Genomic DNA, 20,209 nt, shown 5'->3' on the forward strand with positions numbered 1-20,209 from the left:
GGTTGGTGTGAATACCGAGCGCAGCGGCGCTGCAATCCTGATCGAATCCCTCAAGCGACAGGGTGTCGAATTCGTCTTCGGCTATCCCGGCGGCGCGGTGCTGCCGATCTATGACGAGCTCTTTGCCGATGACGGGATCCGCCATATCCTCGTGCGCCACGAAGCCGGCGCCGCGCATGCCGCCGAGGGCTATGCCCGCTCGACCGGCAAGCCGGGTGTCGTACTCGTAACCAGCGGCCCGGGCGCGACCAATGCGGTCACCGGCATCGCCGATGCCTATATGGATTCAATTCCCCTGGTGGTGATCACCGGCCAGGTGCCGACCGCGCTGATCGGAACCGACGCCTTCCAGGAGGCCGACACCGTCGGGCTTACTCGCCACTGCACCAAGCACAATTATCTCGTGAAGGATCCCGAACGGCTTGGCGCGACGATCGAGGAGGCGTTCCGCATCGCCACCACCGGCCGCCCCGGACCGGTCGTCGTCGATATCCCCAAGGACGTGCAGATCGCGCTGGCGAGCCCGGACCTACAGAATGAGAGCCCCCTGCCCTCGCACCGCTACCAGCCGCGCATGGTCGGCGCGGCAGACGAAATCGCCGAGGCCGTCGACATGCTCGCGAATGCAGAGCGCCCGGTCTTCTATACCGGCGGCGGGGTGATCAATGCCGGGCCGCGAGCATCCGAATTGCTGCGCGCCCTGCAGCACGCGACCGGCGCGCCCGTCACCAGCACGCTGATGGGCCTCGGTGCCTTTCCGGCGGACCATCCCGACTGGCTCGGCATGCTGGGAATGCACGGGACATACGAAGCCAATATGGCGATGAACCGCGCAGATCTCATCGTCGCGATAGGCGCGCGCTTCGACGACCGCGTGACGGGAAGGCTCGACGCCTTCGCCCCGCAGGCGAAGAAGATCCATATCGACATCGACCGGGCGAGCATCAACAAGATCGTCCCCGTCGACCTGGGAATCGTGGGCGACTGCGCGCATGTGCTCGACCAGCTGCTCGAATGCTGGGACGCTCGCAAGCCGCGCGACCTGTCCGAATGGAAAGCACGCATCCTCGGCTGGAAAGCGCGCGATTGCCTCGCCTATCCCGAACGCAGCGGCGACCTCATCATGCCGCAGAAGAGCATCGAACGGTTGTTCGCGCTGACACAGGACCGCGATCCGATCATCACCACCGAGGTCGGTCAGCACCAGATGTGGGCGGCGCAATATTTCGGCTTTTCGGCGCCCAACCGCTGGCTCACCAGCGGCGGCCTCGGCACGATGGGCTACGGCCTGCCTGCCGCAATCGGCGCGCAGCTCGGCAATCCCGGCCGGCTGGTGATCGACATCGCGGGCGAGGCGAGCATCCAGATGAACATCCAGGAACTGGGCACGGCAAGCCAGTACCGCCTGCCGGTCAAGGTGTTCATCCTCAACAACGAATATATGGGCATGGTCCGCCAGTGGCAGGAACTGACCTATGAAAGCCGCTATTCGAACAGCTACAGCGACTCCTTGCCGGACTTCGTCAAGCTGGCCGAAGCCTATGGCTGGAAGGGCATCCGCATCGAGGACGAAAGCCAGCTCGACGCAGGGATCGAGGCCATGCTCGCGCATGACGGGCCGGTGATGGTCGATTGCCAGGTAGCCAAGGAAGCCAATTGCTTCCCGATGATCCCGAGCGGCGCGGCGCATACCGACATGCTGCTCTATGGCGATCTGGTCGAGGGGACGATGGACGACGAAGCGAAGGCACTGGTGTGATGGGCATGCTGCAGAAAATTCCCCCGCAATTCGCCGGTCGCGCCGAGCGCCGCGTGTGGTTCAACCGCGCCGATGCCGAGCAATTGCTCGACTGGATCGAGGACAGTGGCCAGCGCTTTCTCGGTATGGAGGTGGCGCAGAAACAGGAGGACGAGGCTTGGGTCCTCCTGCCCGACACGCTCGACCTGAGCCGTCAGACCGAGAACTTCGAGGCCGTGCGGCGCGGGCGCGACTTCCTGCGCGACTATGATGGCGAAGGCCGCATGTTCGAGCCGCTGTGGCAGGATCGCGATCAGTGAAAATCGCCCAGCAGGCCAGCGAACGGCACGTCCTCAACGTCATCGTCGACAACGAGCCGGGCATTCTCGCCAAGATCACCGGCATGTTCACCGCGCGCGGCTACAATATCGACAGCCTGACCGTGGCCGACATTTCGGAAGACCATGCGATCAGCCGGATCACCATCGTCACCAAGGGTCCCGAGCCGGTGATCGACCAGATCCGGGCGCAGCTCGAACGGCTCGTGCCGGTGCACAAGGTCATCGACCTGACCGAGGAAGGCGCGCATGTCGAGCGCGAGCTCGCCCTGGTGAAGGTCGCGGGCAAGGGCGACAACCGCGTCGAGGCGCTGCGCATCGCCGAACTGTTCCGCGCGAATGTTGTCGATACCACCACACAGAGCTTCGTGTTCGAACTGACCGGCGCGCCGGAAAAGATCGACAGTTTCATCGCCCTGATGCGCGAGCTCGGGCTGGTTGAGGTCGGCCGCTCGGGGATCGTCGGGATGATGCGCGGCGCGGGCGCGGAGTAGAGATATCAACCGCTCGACATCCCCGCGAAGGCGGGGATCCCGCTAAACTTCGGCGGCAGGGCGACAAACAGAAAAGCGGCCCCCCGCCAGCGCGGGGGTGACGGAAAACAAAGGACGAAGAACGTGAAAGTTTACTACGACGCCGATTGCGACACCGGGCTGATCAAGGACAAGAAGGTCGCCATCGTCGGTTATGGCAGTCAGGGCCATGCCCATGCGCAGAACCTGCGCGATAGCGGCGTAGACGAGGTCGTTATCGCGCTGCGTGAAGGGTCAGCCACGGCCCAGAAAGCGCTAGGCGCAGGCTTCCCCGTGAAGACCGTCTCCGAAGCCGCCGAATGGGCAGACGTCCTCATGATCCTCGCGCCCGACGAACACCAGGCGGCGATCTACGCAAGCGAAGTCGCAGGCAAGATGCGTCCCGGCACCGCGCTGGCGTTCGCGCACGGCCTCAACATCCACTTCGGCCTGATCGATCCGCCCGCCGATATCGACGTCATCATGATCGCACCCAAGGGCCCCGGCCACACGGTGCGCGGCGAGTACATCAAGGGCGGCGGCGTCCCCTGCCTCATCGCGGTCCACCAAGAGAGCGAGCAGTCGGGCGGCCAGGGCTTCGCCAAGCAACTTGCCCTCTCCTACGCCAGCGCGGTCGGTGGTGGCCGATCGGGCATTATCGAGACCGATTTCAAGGAAGAGTGCGAGACCGACCTCTTCGGCGAGCAGGCGGTGCTGTGCGGCGGGATCACCCACCTCATCCAGGCCGGGTTCGAAACGCTGGTCGAGGCCGGATACGCGCCCGAAATGGCCTATTTCGAGTGCCTCCACGAGACCAAGCTGATCGTCGATCTGCTCTATGAAGGCGGCATCGCCAATATGCGCTATTCGATCTCGAACACTGCCGAATACGGCGACATCAAGACCGGGCCGCGTATCATCACCGATGAGACCAAGGCCGAGATGAAACGCGTCCTCGCCGACATCCAGTCGGGCCGTTTCGTGAAGGACTTCGTGCTCGATAACCAGGCCGGCCAGCCCGAACTGAAGGCAAGTCGCAAGGCGGCCGCCGCACACCCGATCGAGCAGACCGGCGCGCAACTGCGTGCCATGATGCCCTGGATCGGGGCCAACAAGCTGGTCGACAAGGACAAGAACTGAGCTAGGGTCGCGCTCATGGAGGGAGAGACCATGAGCGCGCCCGACCAACTGCCCTTCGCCTGCGAGTGCGGCGCTGTTTCGGGCGTCGTCGAACAGGTTTCGCCCAAGGAAGGCGACCGCGTGGTCTGCCACTGCATCGACTGCCGCGACCTTGTCCGTCATCTGGGCCAGGAAGACCGCGTTCTTGACCACCTTGGCGGGACCGACCTCTACCAGTCGCGCTGCGCCCGGGTAAAAATCCGTTCGGGCCGCGAGCAGCTATCCAGTCTTCACATGACCGAAGGCAAGACCCTGCGCTGGTATGCGAGCTGCTGCAATTCGCCGCTGTTCAACACCTATGCCAACGGCAAGGTGCCCTATGTGACGACGCTGCTGGCCAATACCGAGCGGTCGAGAGCAGATGACCTTCTCGGCCCGCCCATCGGCCACGTGTTCGCCGAGCAGGCCACCGGCGATGCCAGCGCGCTCACACCCATGCCCTTCAACCGGCTGATGCGGCGTTTCCTGAAGCGGATGCTGAAAGACCTGTTATCCGGCGACCGCCGCCGCAGCGCGCTGTTCGATCCGGAGACGCTTGAACCGATTGCCCAGCCACGCCGGCTGACCGAGGCCGAACAGAAAGCGCTGGGCCGCGCATGAGGCTGACCGACTGCCACAATGTCGACGACTTCCGGAAACTCGCACGGCAGCGGCTGCCCTGGCCGGTGTTCGACTATATCGACGGTGCGGCTGACGACGAAATCACCAAGGCCCGCAACACCAGCGCCTTCGACGAGGTCGATCTGGTGCCCGAGGTGCTCGCCGGCGTGGCCGAGATCGATACCTCCTGCACCATCATGGGCCGCAAGAGCGCGCTGCCGCTGATGCTCAGCCCGACCGCCCTCCAGCGCGCCTTCCACCGCGACGGCGAGCGGGCAGTGGCGAAAGCGGCGGAGAAGTTCGGCGTGTGGTTCGGCATTTCCAGCCTCGCCACGCACTCGATCGAGGAAATCGCCGCGCTCACCAGCGGGCCGAAGCTGTTCCAGCTCTATGTCCACAAGGACAAGGGCCTCAATGCCAGCATGATCGAGCGCTGCCAGGCTGCAGGTTTCGATGCACTCGCCCTGACGGTCGACACGATCGTGTCGGGCAAGCGCGAGCGGTGCCTGCGTTCGGGCTTCACCACCCCCCCGCGCTTCACCCCCAGCGCGCTGTGGAGCTACGCCACCCGCCCGCGCTGGACGCTCGACTACGTCTTCGGGCCGAAGTTCCGCCTGCCCAATCTCGACGGACATGTGCAGGAAGGCACCGGCAAGGCGGTCAGCATCCAGGACTATTTCAACACCATGCTCGACACCGGCATGGATTGGGATACCGCCGCACGCATCCGGCAGGACTGGGGCGGGACCTTTGCCTTGAAAGGCGTGATGAGCGCCGCCGACGCGCGCCGCGCGGTCGAGATCGGAGCCGATGCGATCTGGATTTCGAACCATGGCGGCAGGCAGCTGGACGGCAGCCGCGCACCCTTCGACCAGCTGCGCGAAATCGTCGATGCGGTCGGCGGCGAGATCGAGATCATCCTCGACGGCGGCGTTCGGCGCGGGACACATGTCCTCAAGAGCCTTGCCTCGGGCGCGACGGCGGCGAGCGGCGGCAGGCTCTACCTCTACGCTCTCGCCGCGGCCGGACAGCCCGGCGTCGAGCGCGCGGTGGGTATCCTCAAGGAAGAGATAGAACGCGGCATGCGCCTGATGGGTGTGACCTCTCTCGACCAGCTTACGCCCGATCGTCTGCGCTGGCGATAAATATCCCGAACAGTCATTGCGAGGAGCCGCAGGCGACGCGGCAATCCACGGCGCCGAGCTTGCCGGTAGCTCGGGTGATGGATTGCCGCGCGGCTTCGCCGCTCGCAATGACTGGAAATGGGTTCAGACCATCTTCGCGAAACAGGCTCGCAGTTCGCGAACGAACAGTTCCGGCTGCTCCCACGCGGCGAAATGGCCGCCCTTTTCGAGATCGTTCCAGTAGACGAGGTTGGTCAGCGTGCGCTCCACCCATTCGCGCGGTGCGGGCAGGATTTCCTTCGGGAAAGCGCTAGCGCCCGCGGGGATCGCCACCTTGCCATCGCCGAATTTGGCGAAGCTTTCCCAATAGAGCCGCGCGGCCGAGGCGCCGGTCGCCGGCAGCCAGTAGAGCATGATGTCGTCGAGCACCTGGTCCATCGACAGCGCGTCCCAGGGCGAGCCGTCATTGTCGGTCCAGTAGTAGACCTTCTCGAGGATCCACGCCGCAAGCCCCACGGGCGAATCCACCAGCGAATAGCCGATCGTCTGCGGCCTTGTGCTTTGCAGCTTCGAGTAGCCGGCGTCCCATTGCTGGTAGAATCCCAGCGCCTCGAAGGCGCGCTGCACCTTGGGATCGCTGCTCTGCATGTCCTCTGGCCCCGGCCGCCCGATCGGCATGTTGAGATGAATGCCACGGCATCCCTCGGGCGCGAGCTGGCCGATAGCAGTGGTAATCGCCGCACCCCAGTCGCCGCCCTGCGCAACCCAACTTGCGTAACCGAGCCTTCCCATCAGCTCCGCCCAGGCCTTGGCGATCCGCTCGACACCCCAGCCCGTTTCGCGCGGCTTGCCCGAGAATCCATAGCCTGGCAGAGAAGGCGCTACGACGTGAAAAGCCATTGCTTCCCGGTCAGAAGGCTCGGTCAGTTCGTCGATCACCCCGAGAAACTCGATCACCGATCCCGGCCAGCCATGCGTGAGGATGAGCGGCACCGCATCTGCACGGCTCGAGCGCTTGTGCAGGAAGTGGATGTCCAGCCCATCGATCTCGGTCACGAACTGCCCGATATCATTGAGCCGCGCCTCGCAGCGCCGCCAATCGTATTCGATCCGCCAATAGGCGACGAGTTCCTTGAGCGCCGCCACCTTCGTCCCCTGCGACCAGTCGTCGACCGGCTCGTTCTCGGGCCAGCGAACGTGGTCGAGCCGATCTGCCAGCGCGACCAGTTCCTGCTCGGCTATCCTGAGTTCGAACGGTCTGATCTCGCCCATGTCTAGCCTCCCGTCGCCTTCTTCGAGGCTTCCATCACGCGGCTCACATCGGCCAGCAGGATCGTGCTGGTCGCCTTGGCCAGCACGGTACCGTTCGCATCCTTGAGATGCCCTTCGTAGAAGCTGGTCCGCTTGCCGTGCCGCTCGACCCAGGCTTCCGCGATTACCAGCCCGGGCCGCGTCGGAGCGAAGAAGCTGACCTTGAGCTCCAGCGTCATGGGCACGATGCCGTGCCCGTTCTTCGCCATTGCCGCATGCGCCATGGCGGCATCGATCCACCCGCTGATGAAGCCGCCCTGCACGACGCCGCCCGAATGGCACTGCTCGCGCTTGGCTTCGTACTCCAGGCTCGCGCGGCCTGCGGGATCGGTCGACACGATCCGCACCAAGCCCATCGTTTCGTACAGCGAATGCGCTTCGGCCATGCCCTCTCCTCTCGTGAAACAATATGTCTCGCGATGCCCAAGCTTCTTTTGCTTTACAACCCCGCACATGGGCATCATAGCAAGAGCCATGCACAACGCACTCGGCCTTATTCTGCGACTTATGCGCCCTTGGGCGTGATAGCTGGCGTGCCTCCCAAGGTGCGCTGAGCGCCCAAGGGACCGACACTCACCTGAACCCGCAAGAACGACCGAGACTATCCGCAATGTCCATGCTCCGCGATCCGAGCACGAAATATTCGCCCTTCCCGCAGGTCCCGCTGAGCGACCGGCAATGGCCCACGCGCACGATCACCGCGCCGCCGCGCTGGCTCTCGACCGATCTGCGCGACGGCAACCAGGCCATCGTCGACCCGATGGATGCGCACAAGAAGAACCGCTTCTTCGATCTGCTCGTCGAAGTGGGTGTGAAGGAGATCGAGGTCGGTTTCCCCAGCGCGGGCGCGACCGAGTTCGATTTCATCTCCGGTCTCGTCCAATCGGGCCGCGTGCCCGAGGATGTGCTGGTGCAGGTACTCACCCAGAGCCGCGAAGACCTGATCCGCACCAGTTTTGCCAGCCTGACCGGCGCGCGTGCGGCCATCGTCCATCTCTACAACGCGGTGAGCCCCGCCTGGCGCGAGGTCGTGTTCGGCATGACGAGGGACCAGGTGCGCGAGATCGCCGTGCAGGGCGCCAAGGTGATGCGCGACGAGGCGGGCAAGCAGCCGAATACCGACTGGCATTTCCAGTATTCGCCCGAGACCTTCTCGACCGCCGAACTCGATTTCAGCCTCGAGGTCTGCGAGGCGGTGATGGACGTGCTGGCCCCCAAGCCCGAGCATCCGATCATCCTCAACCTGCCCGCCACGGTCGAGGCGGCCACTCCCAATATTTACGCCGACCAGGTCGAATATTTCATCCGCAACCTGCCCAATCGCGAGAGTGCGGTGATCTCGCTCCACACGCACAATGACCGCGGCACCGGCGTTGCTGCAGCGGAACTGGCGCTGATGGCCGGCGCGGACCGGGTCGAGGGCTGCCTGTTCGGCAATGGCGAGCGCACGGGCAATTGCTGCCTCGTGACAATGGCGCTCAACATGTACACGCAAGGCGTTGACCCGAGACTTGATTTCTCGGACATCGACCGCGTGATCGAGACGGTCGAATATTGCAACGAGCTGCCCGTCCACCAGCGCCATCCCTATGGCGGCGAGCTGGTCTACACGGCGTTTTCAGGCAGCCACCAGGATGCGATCAAGAAGGGGTTCGCGGCGCTCGAAACGCAGAACGACCCACACTGGTGCGTGCCCTACCTGCCGATCGACCCGGCCGACCTCGGCCGCAGCTACGAGGCGGTGATCCGCGTTAATTCGCAGTCCGGCAAGGGCGGCTTCGCCTGGGTGCTGGAGCAGGATCAGGGCCTCAAGCTGCCCAAGAAGATGCAGGCCGATTTCAGCCCCCACGTACAGCGCATGGCGGACGAGCTGGGCCGCGAACTCAACGCCGCCGATATCTGGCAGGCGTTCAAGTCCGCCTATCATGTCCAGACCACCGACAAGCATTTCCAGCTGGTCGATTACGAGGAACGCCGGGCCGCCGACGGCACGCGCCTGTTCACCGGCACCATCGCGGTAGAGGGTCGGGAACAGACAGTATCGGGCCGCGGCAACGGTCTGATCTCCAGCGTGCTGTCGACCATCGAGGACGCCTTCGGCCTCAGCCTCGAGGTCGTCGACTACACCGAGCACGCGCTGACCACCGGCCGCGACAGCCGCGCTGCCGCCTATCTCGAATGCCGCACTGCCAGCGGCCGGACGATCTGGGGTGTCGGAATCGACGAAGACGTCGCCACCGCCAGCGTCCGGGCGGTGCTGAGCGCCGCAAACTCGGCCTTCGGTTCGAGCTAGTTGGCCACGGCTATCGGGTTGGTGCGTGCCGGTTCGTCGATTTGGGCGAACCGCTTCAAATCCTGCGCGTGGCGCACGCAGTTGCGACCCGAAGCCTTGGCAGAATAGAGCGGGCCATCGGCTGCCTGCATCGCCATAGACGTGCTGCAGCGTTCGCTGATGACCGCAATGCCGATACTCGCGGTAATCGAGAAATTTCCGCCGTCGACATCGGTCATGACGTGTTGCTCGATGGTCTGCCGCAGATCTTCGCAGACGATCGCGGTGGATTCGGGTGCAGGATCCATAGCGATCATCCCGAATTCCTCGCCGCCCAAACGCGCGAAGAAACAGTCCTGACTGGTGCTGGCCCGCATGATTTCGGCAACCTCCTTGAGAACAGTGTCGCCGACCGCGTGGCCGAAGGCATCGTTGACTCGCTTGAAATGATCGAGATCGATCAGCGCGAAGGCGAAGGGTTGCTTGTCGGCCACTTCCAGCCGGCTCTCCAGTTGATCGAGGAAAGCGCGGCGGTTGGGCAATCCGGTCAGTGCGTCGGTCCGCGCTTCGAACGAAGCCTGGATTTCCTCGAGCTTGCGGTCGGTGACGTCGCGGATGGTGACCACGAACGCCGATGCCTGCTGTTTCGAGGATTCGATCGCGCGCAGCTTGGCTTCGAGCCAGCGGGTCTTGCCGTCGCGTTCCACCGACCGTTCGACAATCTCGGTCCGACCCGGGTGTTTGGCGGCGGCGCCAAGAGCGTCGGCAACGACTTGCTTGTCGAAATCGCTGAAGAAGGCATCGAGATGCAGCCCGTCGGTGTCATCGCGCCCGCTGAGGCGCGACGATGCCGGCGAGGCAAAGCGAATCGTGCCGTGCTGGTCGAGATGCAGCAGTGCATCGTCAGAGTGGTCCGCAATCAGCCGTTGCATGGCTTCGCGATCCACCAGTTCCTCCAGGAACCGCTGGCGCTGCTTGAGCGCAACCGCCACGGGCAGCGAGATGAGCAGCAACGTGGCCAGGTAGAATTGCATGAACAGCGCTTTTTCCCACAGCGCGATCTGAAGCTCGGCGAAGACCCCTACGTTCATGCCGAGTGAACCCGCTGCGGCCATCGAGATGAGCAGCACGACAACCGAGGCGCCGAAACGCCCGAAGCGGAAACTGGCCAGGACCAGCGGGACGACGGGGAAGAATAGCGACGGGAAGGTCGATTGCAGGAAGGCGAAGGCCGACACGGCGATGGTGAAGAGGACCAAGGCGCCAAATGCCAAAGTGCGCCCTTGCTGCCGCAAGGGCAGGAAGTTGTCGCGCCGGTAAGCCTCGAGCAAGAGCGCGAGCGGCATCACCAGAAGGGTTCCGAGGCCATGTCCGATCAACCACGATACGGCGTGCTCGACAGGACTCTTGCCAACTATCTGAGTAACAATCATCGCACCGGGAATGGCCGCGATTGCGGGACCGACGAAACCGGCAAAAAATCCCAGACTGACGATCCCTGCCTCGCTATCGACATAGTCGCGCTGGGGCCGGAACCGTACCAGCAACCAGGCGATCAGCCAGGCTTCGAAGATATTGACGACTGCAAGCGGAAGAGCCCACGTGGGGCCGAAGCCGAAAACGCTCGTGGCGATTGTGCTGAGCGCGACCAGAACGGCAGCTGCAAGGGCATGGCGTGAGCGGGGAAGCGTGAGAAAAAGGGCAGCGCCGATTGCGGTTCCCAGCCAGACGAGCGCCAGCCCGCCGGCAAACCGGGTCCAGAAGATCGTAAAGCAAGTGACGCCGAAAAAAACTGCGCCATAGGTGGCAATGCGCCACATAGGATGCGTCATCGGACTCCCCGTTTCATGGTAAAGAGTTACCTCGACAAGGTTAACGGGAATCGGGACCACGCCTCCGCATAAATACGTAGGTGCACGGTAATCTTCCGGGAGATGATCGACCCGAACCGCCACGAGATGCCCGGTAAACCGGGCCATGGCAGCGCAATTTTCGTTAAACTTTCAGACCTATCGACCAACTCCACTGCGCACTGTCGCTCCGACCGGAAGATTAACCTTGTCAGCGCCGCGATGGACGTGTTCCATCGCCGAATCCGGTCCAACGGTGCCGGAATCATACCGCGGAGACGAACGGGAGAGCGCCGCCGATGACCGAAGAAATTCTCGAACCTGACCTGCCGATCATCGACCCGCACCACCATTTGTGGGATCTGCGCCCGCTGCTGCCCTCCTTTCCCGAACCGCGCCACGATTTCCTCGAGGCAATCGCGGGCGCGGCCTATTACACCTTCGATGCGCTGCACGCCGATACGCATTCGGGCCACAACATCGTCGGGACCGTGTTCATGGAATGCGGCGCCTTCTACGATGCCGACCGCGACGAGGCGATTAAACCGGTGGGCGAGGTCGAATTCGTCAACGGCGTCGCCGCACAGGGCGCGAGCGGGCTCTACGGCGAATACCGCCCCTGTGCCGCGATCGTTGGCCACGCAGACCTCACGCTGGGCGACGCGGTGAAGCCGGTGGTCGAGGCGCTGCTGGCAGCGGGAAATGGGCGCTTCAGGGGCATTCGCCATGCCGCGGCATGGGATGCCGATCCCGAAGTGCTCGGCCCGCCGTTCCATGCACCCGAAGGACTGTATGGCTCGGAGAAATTTCGCGCCGGCTTCGCCGCCTATGCCGACTATGGGCTGACTTTCGACGCCTGGCTGCTCGAGCCGCAACTGGGCGACCTCCTCGACCTCGCCAAGGCCTTTCCGGACCAGCAGATCGTCCTCGACCATTGCGGCACACCGCTCGGCATCGCGAGCTATCGGGGGCGGCTGCACGAGCGCTTCGATACCTGGCGCCGGTCGATCCATGCCATCGCCGAATGCCCCAATGTCGCGGTCAAGCTCGGCGGATTGGCGATGGCCTTCTGCGGACTGCCCGAAGACGGCCCCGCCAAGGGTATGGGATCGGAGCATCTTGCGGGCCTGTGGCGCCCCTATGTCGAGACTTGCATCGAGGCCTTCGGCGCCGACCGTGCGATGTTCGAATCGAACTATCCAGTCGATCGTTGGGGAGCGAGCTATCCCGTTTTGTGGAATGCCTTCAAGCGCCTCGCCTCAGGGCACAGTGCGGAGGAAAAGCGCGCGCTCTTTGCCGGCACGGCCGCGCGGATCTACGACATCGAGAACCTGCTGCCGACCGGTTGAACGTTACGTAACGTCACGCTCGACAAGTCGCCACCACCCCCATAAGCCACCACCGGTTTCGAAACGCAACGGAGATTGCTGCATGCCCCTGCCCGCCCCCTTCGACAGGCTGCGCCTGCCGGTCATCGGCTCGCCGCTGTTCATCGTTTCCGGGCCCGAGCTGGTCATCGCGCAATGCAAGGCGGGCATCGTCGGCAGCTTCCCGGCGCTCAACGCGCGTCCGCAAAGCCAGCTCGACGAGTGGCTTCACCAGATCACCGAGGAACTGGCGGCGCATAATCGCGACAATCCGGACCGGCCAGCCGCGCCCTATGCGGTCAACCAGATCGTCCACAAGTCGAACGACCGGCTCGAGGCCGACATGGGCACTTGCGCCAAATGGCAGGTGCCGATGGTGATCACCTCGCTTGGCGCACGCGAGGACATTTTCCGGGCGGTCGACGGCTGGGGCGGCATCACCATGCACGACGTGATCAACGATCGCTTCGCCCACAAGGCGGTAGAAAAGGGCGCGACCGGACTCATTCCCGTTGCCGCGGGTGCCGGCGGCCATGCCGGCGTGCTCAGCCCCTTCGCGCTGATGCAGGAAATCCGCAGCTGGTTCGATGGGCTTGTCGCGCTGTCGGGCTCGATCGCGCACGGCCGCTCGATCCTCGCGGCGCAGGCACTGGGGGCAGACTTTGCCTATATCGGCTCGCCCTGGATCGCCACCACCGAGGCCAATGCAGACGAGCGCTACAAGCAGGCGATTGTCGAAGGGCGCGCGGACGGGATCGTCTACACCAATCTCTTCACCGGCGTGCACGGCAATTACCTGCGCTCGAGCATCGAAGGCGCGGGGCTCGATCCCGACAACCTGCCGGTCAGCGATCCGAGCAAGATGAACTTCGGCAGCGGCGGCAACACCAAGGCCAAGGCGTGGAAGGATATCTGGGGTTCGGGCCAGGGCATCGGTACGGTGACCGAAACCGCGCCGGTCGAGGAGACCGTGGCCCGGCTCGAGCGCGAATATGGCGCGGCAAAGGAAGCGCTGGCCAAGGCCACCGCCTAGGCCGACGTGGCACCCCAGAGGAACTCGGCCATCGCGTCGAGATCCGAAAAGTCCACCCCCTGCCCCAGCGGGTCCTTGCGGTTGAGTCGCAAGGGCTTTCGCTCGTCGAGCAACCGCAGACGCAGCCTCCGCTGGAGCAGCGACAGCCGCAGCAGCGCTGTCTCCGCCGCGCGGCGCGGCTGGGCAGGGTATTGCCGCGACCAGTACCTCTCGATCCGGCCCACGCGATCGATCACCATCTGGTTGTAGTCGCGATGCGGCCCGCGATGCAGCGGGAGCGCGAGCCGCCGCGCAGCCTCCTCGCGAGCAGGGAGCAGCAGACCGTTGCGGCGAAAATCGTCGAACCCGATCCTTTCCCGTCCCAACACCTCGAACAGCGTTGCAAAGCACCGCTTGCCGAGCAGCTGGCGCGGTAGCAGGTGATGCCGCTGGAGAGCCGGATCGTGCTGCGGCGTACCCCGCCGGTTGACCGCGCGGAACGGCAATTGTGGGCGATCCCCCCGGGCCGCAGGAAGTCCCCCCTCGCCCACGCCGCCTAGAGAGGCCGGATCCTGATCAGGCCTGCGGAAGGATCGGGTTCGAGTGCGAGCCGCACCCCCCCTTCGGTCACGAATTCATGGCGCAGGTTGGACGGTTCCGCCCCCACCAGTTCGTGCACTATCCGTACCGCAAGTCGCATGGCCGCCACGCGGTCTTCGGTCAGCGCGGCATCGATCGCCAGCTCGTAGCCGGAGAGGAAGTTCAGCCCTTCGCTGCACAGCGTTCCGGTTTCGTCGAACCACAGCCCCAGCAGACCGAGCGCAGGAAATGGCCCGCCGGCCAGCCATGTTTCCACGGTTCCGGCGAAGAATTGCGGAGCTATCGCCGAACGCGCCGGTGCCCAGCAGACGCACTTGACCCCCGGAAGAGCCGCGGCGAGCCCTGCCCCGAGCCCCACCAGCGCGCGCAGGATCGGCAGACTGGCAGCTCCCGGCGCAATGTGCGGCCCGGGAAACAATCCGATTGCCTCTCCGGCGCTGGAGTGGTCGAAGTCGCAATGGTAACGGTGAGCGATGACCGGCCTTTCCAGCGCGGGGCCGGGCGCCAGCCCGAGGAGATCGAATGTCAGCCCGTCAAGCAACAGTTCGAGCCAGCCCGCGTCCACCACCATTGAAGACGCGGGATCGGCGATGTGCCGAGGCCCGGCAACCGTCGCTGGATCGTGGCTGATCGCGGCGCGGGGAATCGCGGCAAGCGCTGTCGCAACCGCCGCGCGGTCGGGCCTTGCGCCGCGATCGAACAGCAGCAGCAGGCCGGCCTGGGCCGGTCCCGCCTGATCGCCGCTTCCTCCTGCCACAGACACTGCTTCCATCATCCTCTTGCCCTGCCCGCCATATCTGGCGGTAATGTACGGGCGCGTCGAGCCATGAAGGGCCGATGGCTCGAAACTGGATGCAGTTCTAGAAGATGCCTAGCGCGATGCCTTCGGCCAGCGCTGCGCCGAGTTCTAGCGCCCGTTCGCGATCTTGCGTGTCGATGGCCTTCGGAGCGAGGATTTCGGCAGGCTCCTGCGCATGCATCATGACGATCCACGGATCGGTCACGCGTTTCAGGCGCCAGCCCGTCGCGATCCGGTCGACCTGCCGCTGCGCGCCCTCGCCATCCGACCCCGCCGCAATCACGGTCGCATAGGGCCGCCCTTCGATCCGACCGAGCACGGGGTAATAGCAGCGATCGAACATTTCTTTCATCTCGCCGCTCATGCTGGCGAGGTTTTCCGGACAGCAGAAAAGGTAGCCGCCCGCGCCGAGCAAATCGTCGGGCGTGGTGTCGCGGGCGCGCAGCAGGCAAGCGCTCTCACCGGCGCCCTCGGCTGCCGCGGCAGCGAGTTGTTCGCTCGCCCCGGTGCGGCTGTGCCAGACGATAAGGAGCGGACCGATCGACATGCACTCCAGCATCGCCCGCGCCTGTCGATTGTCAATCTGCGCAACTTTCACCGCCCACAGCCAGGGGCTATGACAGTCCTATGGCATCGCAGGCCCTCTCGCACGTCTTTGGCGTCTCGCAGTCGCTCACGGGGCGCGCCTGGCGCTGGCGCGGCGGCAATATGGAGCTCGGCAACAGCCAGGCAGTCGGCAACGACATCGTCCGCCAGCTATTGCTGTCGCGCGGCGTTGCGCCCGAGGATATCGAGCGCCACCGTACGCCGACACTGCGCAATTTCCTCCCCGACCCTTCGCTGTTCCGCGACATGGACACCGCCGCCGACCGGATCGCGCAGGCGGTCATCGCGGGCGAGACGATTACCATCTACGGCGATTACGATGTCGACGGCGCGACCAGTTCCGCGCTTCTCATCCGCCTGTTGCGCGATCTGGGCGTCGAGGCCGGCTATTACATTCCCGACCGCCTGCTCGAAGGCTACGGTCCTTCGGGCGAGGCGCTGGTCAAGCTGGGCGAGCAGGGCTCGAGCCTGATCGTCACGGTCGATTGCGGCGCAATGGCCCACGAGGCGCTCGGCATGGCGCATGACGCGGGGATCGACGTGATCGTGGTCGATCACCACAAATGCGCCGCCGAGCTTCCCAAGACGGTGGCGCTGGTCAATCCCAACCGGCTCGACGAAGAAGACGAGGCCGCCTCGCACGGCCACCTCGCCGCAGTCGGGGTCGCCTTCCTGCTGACGATCGCCCTCGTCCGCACTCTGCGCGAGCGCGGCTATTTCGAAAGCCGCAAGGAGCCCGACCTGCTGGCGCTGCTCGACGTGGTGGCCCTCGGAACGGTGGCCGATGTCGCCGCGCTCCACGGCCTCAACCGGGCCTTCGTGGCGCAGGGGCTCAAAGTCATGGCGCGGCGCGACAATATCGGCATGGCCGCGCTGATCGACGCGAGCAGGCTGAAGCGCGCGCCCGCCTGTTCCGACCTCGGCTTCGCGCTGGGGCCACGGATCAATGCCGGGGGCCGAGTCGGCGAATCGACGCTCGGGGTGCGCCTGCTCACCACGCAGGACCCGGAGGAGGCCCGCGAAATCGCGGCGCAGCTTTCGGCGCTCAACGAGGAACGCCGCGCAATCGAGGCTGCTGTGCAGGAAGCAGCGGAGGAACAGCTTGCCGCGCAGCACAACCGCGCAGTGCATCTGCTCGCCGGCGAAGGCTGGCATCCGGGCGTCATCGGGATCGTCGCAGGACGGATCAAGGAGAAGACCGGCAAGCCCTCGCTCGTCATCGCGCTCGACGGCGAGACCGGCAAGGGCTCGGGCCGTTCGATCGCCGGAGTCGATCTCGGCGCGGCAATCATCCGCGCGCGTGACGAGGGCCTGCTCCTCGCAGGCGGCGGGCATGCCATGGCAGCGGGGCTGACCGTCGCGAGCGAGCGGATCGACGACCTCGCCGAATGGCTCGATAGGACGCTCGAAGCGCAGGTCGCACGCGCCTCGGCGAGCCGCGAAATGGCTCTCGACCTCGCGGTGGCCCCAGGCGGACTGACGCCCGAACTGGTCGAATCGCTCGAAGGCGCCGGTCCCTATGGTGTCGGCTGGCCGGGACCGCGCGTGGCGGTCGGCCCCGTCCGACTGGTCAAATGCGATATCGTCGGTACCGACCACGTCCGGCTGATTGCTGCGGGCGACGACGGCAAGAGCTTCAAGGGCATCGCCTTCCGCGCCGCCGAGAGCGAGATGGGCCAGGCCTTGCTCCACGGTGCCCGCGGTCGTCGTGTATGGCTCGCCGGCCGGGTGAAGATCGACGACTGGGGCAGCCGCCCGCAGGCGGAATTGCACCTCGAGGACGCCGCCTGGGCGGATTAATCGCATTGCACGCATTCGAGGGTTGACGCCTTGCAGCCCCGCGCCTAATTGCGCCGCCACGCCACCGACCCCGCAAGGGGTGTGGCCCGTTCGTCTAGCGGTTAGGACGCGGCCCTTTCACGGCTGAAACACGGGTTCGATTCCCGTACGGGTCACCACGGTGGCGGTATTGCATTGGCAATCCGCGCAAAAGTGCCACGGCTGTGGCCCGTTCGTCTAGCGGTTAGGACGCGGCCCTTTCACGGCTGAAACACGGGTTCGATTCCCGTACGGGTCACCATCTCCTCCCTTGTCATGAAAAGCAGGTGGCGCACTGCGGCGCGCCTCGCTAAGCCGCCCGCAATGGCCGAGCGTAGCTTTCCCTGGTCCGGATTCGTGCTGGCGCTGGTCGCCTGCGTCATCCTCGCAATTCTGGGCACCGACCTCCTTCTCGTCGCGCTCCTCCTGCTGGTCTGGTCGGGCTCGCTCTATCTCGTCGCCGGACGCCCGGCCGAAGCCCGGTCTGCTCCCACGGGACCGGCCTTCTCGCGCGACAGCATGGCCGACCTGTTCGAGCATTCGGAAACACCGGTCGTCATCACCGAACGCGACCGCGTCATCATTGCCAATCTCGCGGCACGCAAGCTGCTCGGCGGCCATATCGTCGGCCAGGACGTGCGCATGGCGCTGCGCCAGCCCGAGGCGATCCGCTTGCTCGAGCGCGGCAGCGATGGCGGCGCGGTGGTCCGCGGCCTCGCGCGGCGCACCGACATCTGGCGGATCAATCGCAAGACCCTGCCCGGCGAATTGGCGGTGATCGAGTTCGTCAACCGCACAGCCGAGGCTGACATCGCCCGCGCACATACCGATTTCGTCGCCAATGCCAGCCACGAACTGCGCACGCCGCTCGCCTCGATCATCGGTTATGTCGAAACGCTGCGCGAGGATGTCGATGATCTCGATCCGACGATGGCCGACAAATTCCTCGCCACGATCCAGCGCGAGGCGAAACGGCTGCAGGACCTCGTCAGCGACCTCATGTCGCTGTCGCGGATCGAGGCGGAAAAGCACGAACCGCCGCGCGAGCGCGTCGATCTGGGCAAGCTGGTCGAAAGTGCCGCACATGATGTCGCCTCTGGCGAGCGCGCCGCGCGGCTCGATTACGAGGCCGCAGGCGACTACGTCGTCCAGGGCGACAAGCAGCAGCTCGAACAGCTCGTCCGCAATCTCGTCGACAATGCCTTCAAGTATGGGGCAGCCGAAGAGACCGTCTCGGTCCGCCTGCACCCGAGGGGCGAATCACGTGTCCGCCTGACGGTGAGCGACCGCGGCGACGGGATCGCGCCCGAACATATTCCGCACCTGACCCGCCGCTTCTACCGCACCGATCCGGGCCGCAGCCGCGCTTCGGGAGGGACCGGCCTCGGTCTGGCGATCGTCAAGCATATCGTCGAACGTCATCGCGGGCGGCTCGATATCGAAAGCAGGCTCGGCGAGGGAACGCGGGTCACGGTGACCCTGCCGGTCGAGCGCGAGGTCCAGGCCGACTAGCGCTGTCACCGGCATGTCCACAGCCTTTCCACCCCTGAATGGGTGCGCGGGGCAACTGTCACAATAGTGTAATTTGCCGGTCATAGAGGCGTCGCCAGCACGTAACCTCGCGTTCAAAGGATTCGTAATGATGACCCGCACCTCCCGCCTTTCCGTGGCGGCGGCCGCGCTTAGCTGCACCATGGCTACCCCGCTTTTCGCCCAGGACGTTACCGTCTCGGCCGATGAACTGGCCGCGATGCGCGCCCAGCTCGCCACCATGAATGCCCGGATCGACCAGCTCGAGGGCGAACTGGCCACCGCCAAGGCCGCCAATGAAGCGCAGGATACCACGATCGCCGCTCAGGACGCCGCGATCGCCGCCAACGCCGAAGCCGCCGCTGCCAAGCCGGCGCCGGTCGGCGAATTGGCCAAAAAGGACGGCTGGAGCTTCAAACCCCGCGGTCGACTGATGTTCGACGTCGGCTTCACCAACGCCCCCGATTCGACCGGCGCCAGCGAAGGCTTCGGCAACGAGGTCCGCCGCGCGCGGCTCGGCGCCTCGGGCGACATCCCGGGCGGCTTCGGCTACAAGTTCGAGCTCGATTTCGCCGGCAACGAAGTCGAGGCGGCGGACGCCTACCTCTCCTACGGCGACGGGCCGGTCGAAGTGATCGTCGGGCACCACAACAATTTCCAGTCGCTCGAAGAGCTCACCAGCAGCCTGCACACGAGCTTCATCGAGCGCGCGGCCTTCACCGACGCCTTCGGCTTCGAACGCCGCATCGGTGCCTCGGTCCAGTATGCCAAGGGCCCGATCCTCGCGCAGGCGGGCGTCTTCACCGACAATTTCGAGGACACCGATAGCAAGAACCGCGGCGCCGATGCGCGCCTGGTCTTCATGCCGAAGCTCGGCGACACCCAGCTGCATTTCGGCGGCTCGGTCCATTACAACGACCTCGACGATCCCGCCGCGACGGTCCGCTATCGCCAGCGTCCGCTGGTCCACTTCACTTCGGAGCGCTTCGTCAACACGGGCAACATGGGGGCCGACAGCGAAACCGGCTACGGCCTCGAGGCCGCGGCTATCTCGGGCCGCTTCCACGCCGCCGGCGAGGCCTATTGGCAGTCGGTCGACATGCCCGCCACCGCCAATGATCCGACCTTCTTCGGCGGCTATGTCGAAGTGGGCGTATTCCTGACCGACGATACCCGCGGCTACAAGGGCGGCAAGTTCGACCGCACCAAGCCGGGCAATCCGGTCGGCAAGGGCGGCATGGGTTCGCTCCAGTTCAACCTGCGCTACGACTATCTCGACCTCAACGATGCCGGGATCGTCGGCGGCAAGCAGGATGGCTACATGGCTTCGCTGGTGTGGAAGCCGACCGACTACACTGCCTTCGCGGTCAATTACGGTCGTCTCCAGTACACCGACGCGGCCATCGCAACCGCCACCGGCGACACCAGCTACGGCGTCGATGCCTTCGGCGTCCGCGCGCAGGTCGATTTCTGATCCGACCTGCGCTAGGGGCCGGAGAAATCCGGTCCCCGGGACTGCCAGTCAAACTCTTGTCGCAAGCATGTAACATTGA

At 65.0% G+C, this 20,209-nt stretch carries 18 protein-coding genes and 2 tRNA genes; 14 read left to right on the top strand and 6 right to left on the bottom strand.

Translation table 11 applies throughout. The features are described from left to right. Positions 1-7: 7 nt before the first annotated feature. The 6 genes from ilvB (at position 8) to ACEQZ0_RS03610 (ending at position 5,512) form a co-directional block, all read left to right on the top strand. Positions 8-1,759: a biosynthetic-type acetolactate synthase large subunit gene (ilvB, locus tag ACEQZ0_RS03585; RefSeq protein WP_370188473.1), complete on the top strand. Its 1,752-nt coding sequence runs from the start codon at positions 8-10 to the stop codon at positions 1,757-1,759. Beyond that, positions 1,759-2,058, top strand: coding sequence for a hypothetical protein (locus ACEQZ0_RS03590; RefSeq protein ID WP_370188475.1), 300 nt, complete (start codon positions 1,759-1,761; stop codon positions 2,056-2,058). The genes ilvB and ACEQZ0_RS03590 overlap by 1 nt, the downstream gene beginning before the upstream one ends. After that, positions 2,055-2,570: an acetolactate synthase small subunit gene (gene ilvN / locus ACEQZ0_RS03595; RefSeq protein ID WP_370188477.1), complete on the top strand. Its 516-nt coding sequence runs from the start codon at positions 2,055-2,057 to the stop codon at positions 2,568-2,570. Before ACEQZ0_RS03590 ends, ilvN begins: the two co-directional genes overlap by 4 nt. A 123-nt stretch (positions 2,571-2,693) precedes the next feature. Next, the gene (gene ilvC, locus ACEQZ0_RS03600; RefSeq protein WP_370188479.1) at positions 2,694-3,728 is read left to right on the top strand and encodes a ketol-acid reductoisomerase; all 1,035 of its coding nucleotides are present in this window, start codon (positions 2,694-2,696) and stop codon (positions 3,726-3,728) included. Between the two features lie 30 nt (positions 3,729-3,758). Further along, positions 3,759-4,367, top strand: coding sequence for a DUF6151 family protein (locus tag ACEQZ0_RS03605; protein WP_370188481.1), 609 nt, complete (start codon positions 3,759-3,761; stop codon positions 4,365-4,367). Then, positions 4,364-5,512, top strand: coding sequence for an alpha-hydroxy acid oxidase (locus ACEQZ0_RS03610; protein ID WP_370188483.1), 1,149 nt, complete (start codon positions 4,364-4,366; stop codon positions 5,510-5,512). The genes ACEQZ0_RS03605 and ACEQZ0_RS03610 overlap by 4 nt, the downstream gene beginning before the upstream one ends. A 123-nt stretch (positions 5,513-5,635) precedes the next feature. Here the strand turns inward: ACEQZ0_RS03610 and ACEQZ0_RS03615 are convergent, their stop codons facing one another. Both ACEQZ0_RS03615 and ACEQZ0_RS03620 read right to left on the bottom strand, forming a co-directional pair. After that, positions 5,636-6,763 carry an epoxide hydrolase family protein gene (locus tag ACEQZ0_RS03615; protein ID WP_370188485.1) on the bottom strand — a complete coding sequence of 376 codons (1,128 nt, stop codon included), beginning with the start codon at positions 6,761-6,763 and terminating at the stop codon, positions 5,636-5,638. 2 nt (positions 6,764-6,765) lie between these two features. Further along, positions 6,766-7,188, bottom strand: a complete 423-nt coding sequence (locus ACEQZ0_RS03620; protein WP_370188487.1) for a PaaI family thioesterase — start codon at positions 7,186-7,188, stop codon at positions 6,766-6,768. A gap of 224 nt (positions 7,189-7,412) precedes the next feature. Between ACEQZ0_RS03620 and leuA the strand changes: the two genes are divergently transcribed. Next, positions 7,413-9,095, top strand: coding sequence for a 2-isopropylmalate synthase (gene leuA, locus ACEQZ0_RS03625; RefSeq protein ID WP_370188489.1), 1,683 nt, complete (start codon positions 7,413-7,415; stop codon positions 9,093-9,095). On the opposite strand, the gene ACEQZ0_RS03630 is transcribed toward leuA, so the two are convergent. Then, on the bottom strand, positions 9,092-10,906 hold the full coding sequence (locus ACEQZ0_RS03630) for a diguanylate cyclase domain-containing protein (protein WP_372529831.1): 1,815 nt from the start codon (positions 10,904-10,906) through the stop codon (positions 9,092-9,094). The two genes, leuA and ACEQZ0_RS03630, sit on opposite strands and share 4 nt — an antisense overlap. Before the next feature lie 317 nt (positions 10,907-11,223). Between ACEQZ0_RS03630 and ACEQZ0_RS03635 the strand changes: the two genes are divergently transcribed. Both ACEQZ0_RS03635 and ACEQZ0_RS03640 read left to right on the top strand, forming a co-directional pair. After that, positions 11,224-12,273: an amidohydrolase gene (locus tag ACEQZ0_RS03635; protein WP_370188493.1), complete on the top strand. Its 1,050-nt coding sequence runs from the start codon at positions 11,224-11,226 to the stop codon at positions 12,271-12,273. 82 nt (positions 12,274-12,355) lie between these two features. Further along, on the top strand, positions 12,356-13,324 hold the full coding sequence (locus tag ACEQZ0_RS03640; RefSeq protein ID WP_370188495.1) for an NAD(P)H-dependent flavin oxidoreductase: 969 nt from the start codon (positions 12,356-12,358) through the stop codon (positions 13,322-13,324). Here the strand turns inward: ACEQZ0_RS03640 and ACEQZ0_RS03645 are convergent. From ACEQZ0_RS03645 to ACEQZ0_RS03655, 3 genes are all read right to left on the bottom strand, one after another. After that, positions 13,321-13,809, bottom strand: coding sequence for an AHH domain-containing protein (locus ACEQZ0_RS03645; RefSeq protein ID WP_370188497.1), 489 nt, complete (start codon positions 13,807-13,809; stop codon positions 13,321-13,323). The two genes, ACEQZ0_RS03640 and ACEQZ0_RS03645, sit on opposite strands and share 4 nt — an antisense overlap. 50 nt (positions 13,810-13,859) lie before the next feature. Beyond that, entirely contained in the window at positions 13,860-14,678 is an 819-nt protein-coding gene (locus ACEQZ0_RS03650; protein WP_370188498.1) for a hypothetical protein, read from the bottom strand. Between the two features lie 85 nt (positions 14,679-14,763). Beyond that, the gene (locus tag ACEQZ0_RS03655; protein WP_370188500.1) at positions 14,764-15,249 is read right to left on the bottom strand and encodes a flavodoxin family protein; all 486 of its coding nucleotides are present in this window, start codon (positions 15,247-15,249) and stop codon (positions 14,764-14,766) included. An 80-nt stretch (positions 15,250-15,329) separates the two neighbouring features. Here ACEQZ0_RS03655 and recJ point away from each other — a divergent pair, with 80 nt between their 5' ends. The 5 genes from recJ (at position 15,330) to ACEQZ0_RS03680 (ending at position 20,130) form a co-directional block, all read left to right on the top strand. Continuing rightward, positions 15,330-17,108, top strand: a complete 1,779-nt coding sequence (gene recJ / locus ACEQZ0_RS03660) for a single-stranded-DNA-specific exonuclease RecJ (RefSeq protein ID WP_370188502.1) — start codon at positions 15,330-15,332, stop codon at positions 17,106-17,108. A gap of 83 nt (positions 17,109-17,191) precedes the next feature. Next, positions 17,192-17,266: transfer RNA gene (locus tag ACEQZ0_RS03665), tRNA-Glu, on the top strand. 47 nt (positions 17,267-17,313) lie between these two features. Then, positions 17,314-17,388, top strand: a tRNA-Glu gene (locus tag ACEQZ0_RS03670). A gap of 62 nt (positions 17,389-17,450) precedes the next feature. Continuing rightward, the gene (locus tag ACEQZ0_RS03675; protein ID WP_370188504.1) at positions 17,451-18,638 is read left to right on the top strand and encodes an ATP-binding protein; all 1,188 of its coding nucleotides are present in this window, start codon (positions 17,451-17,453) and stop codon (positions 18,636-18,638) included. Positions 18,639-18,819: 181 nt separating this feature from the next. Further along, a complete protein-coding gene (locus tag ACEQZ0_RS03680; RefSeq protein ID WP_372529832.1) occupies positions 18,820-20,130 on the top strand; it encodes an OprO/OprP family phosphate-selective porin in 1,311 nt (436 codons plus the stop codon). Positions 20,131-20,209: the final 79 nt, after the last annotated feature.

Origin of the sequence: Qipengyuania sp. (assembly GCF_964227205.1) — a bacterium.
GTDB lineage: Bacteria > Pseudomonadota > Alphaproteobacteria > Sphingomonadales > Sphingomonadaceae > Qipengyuania.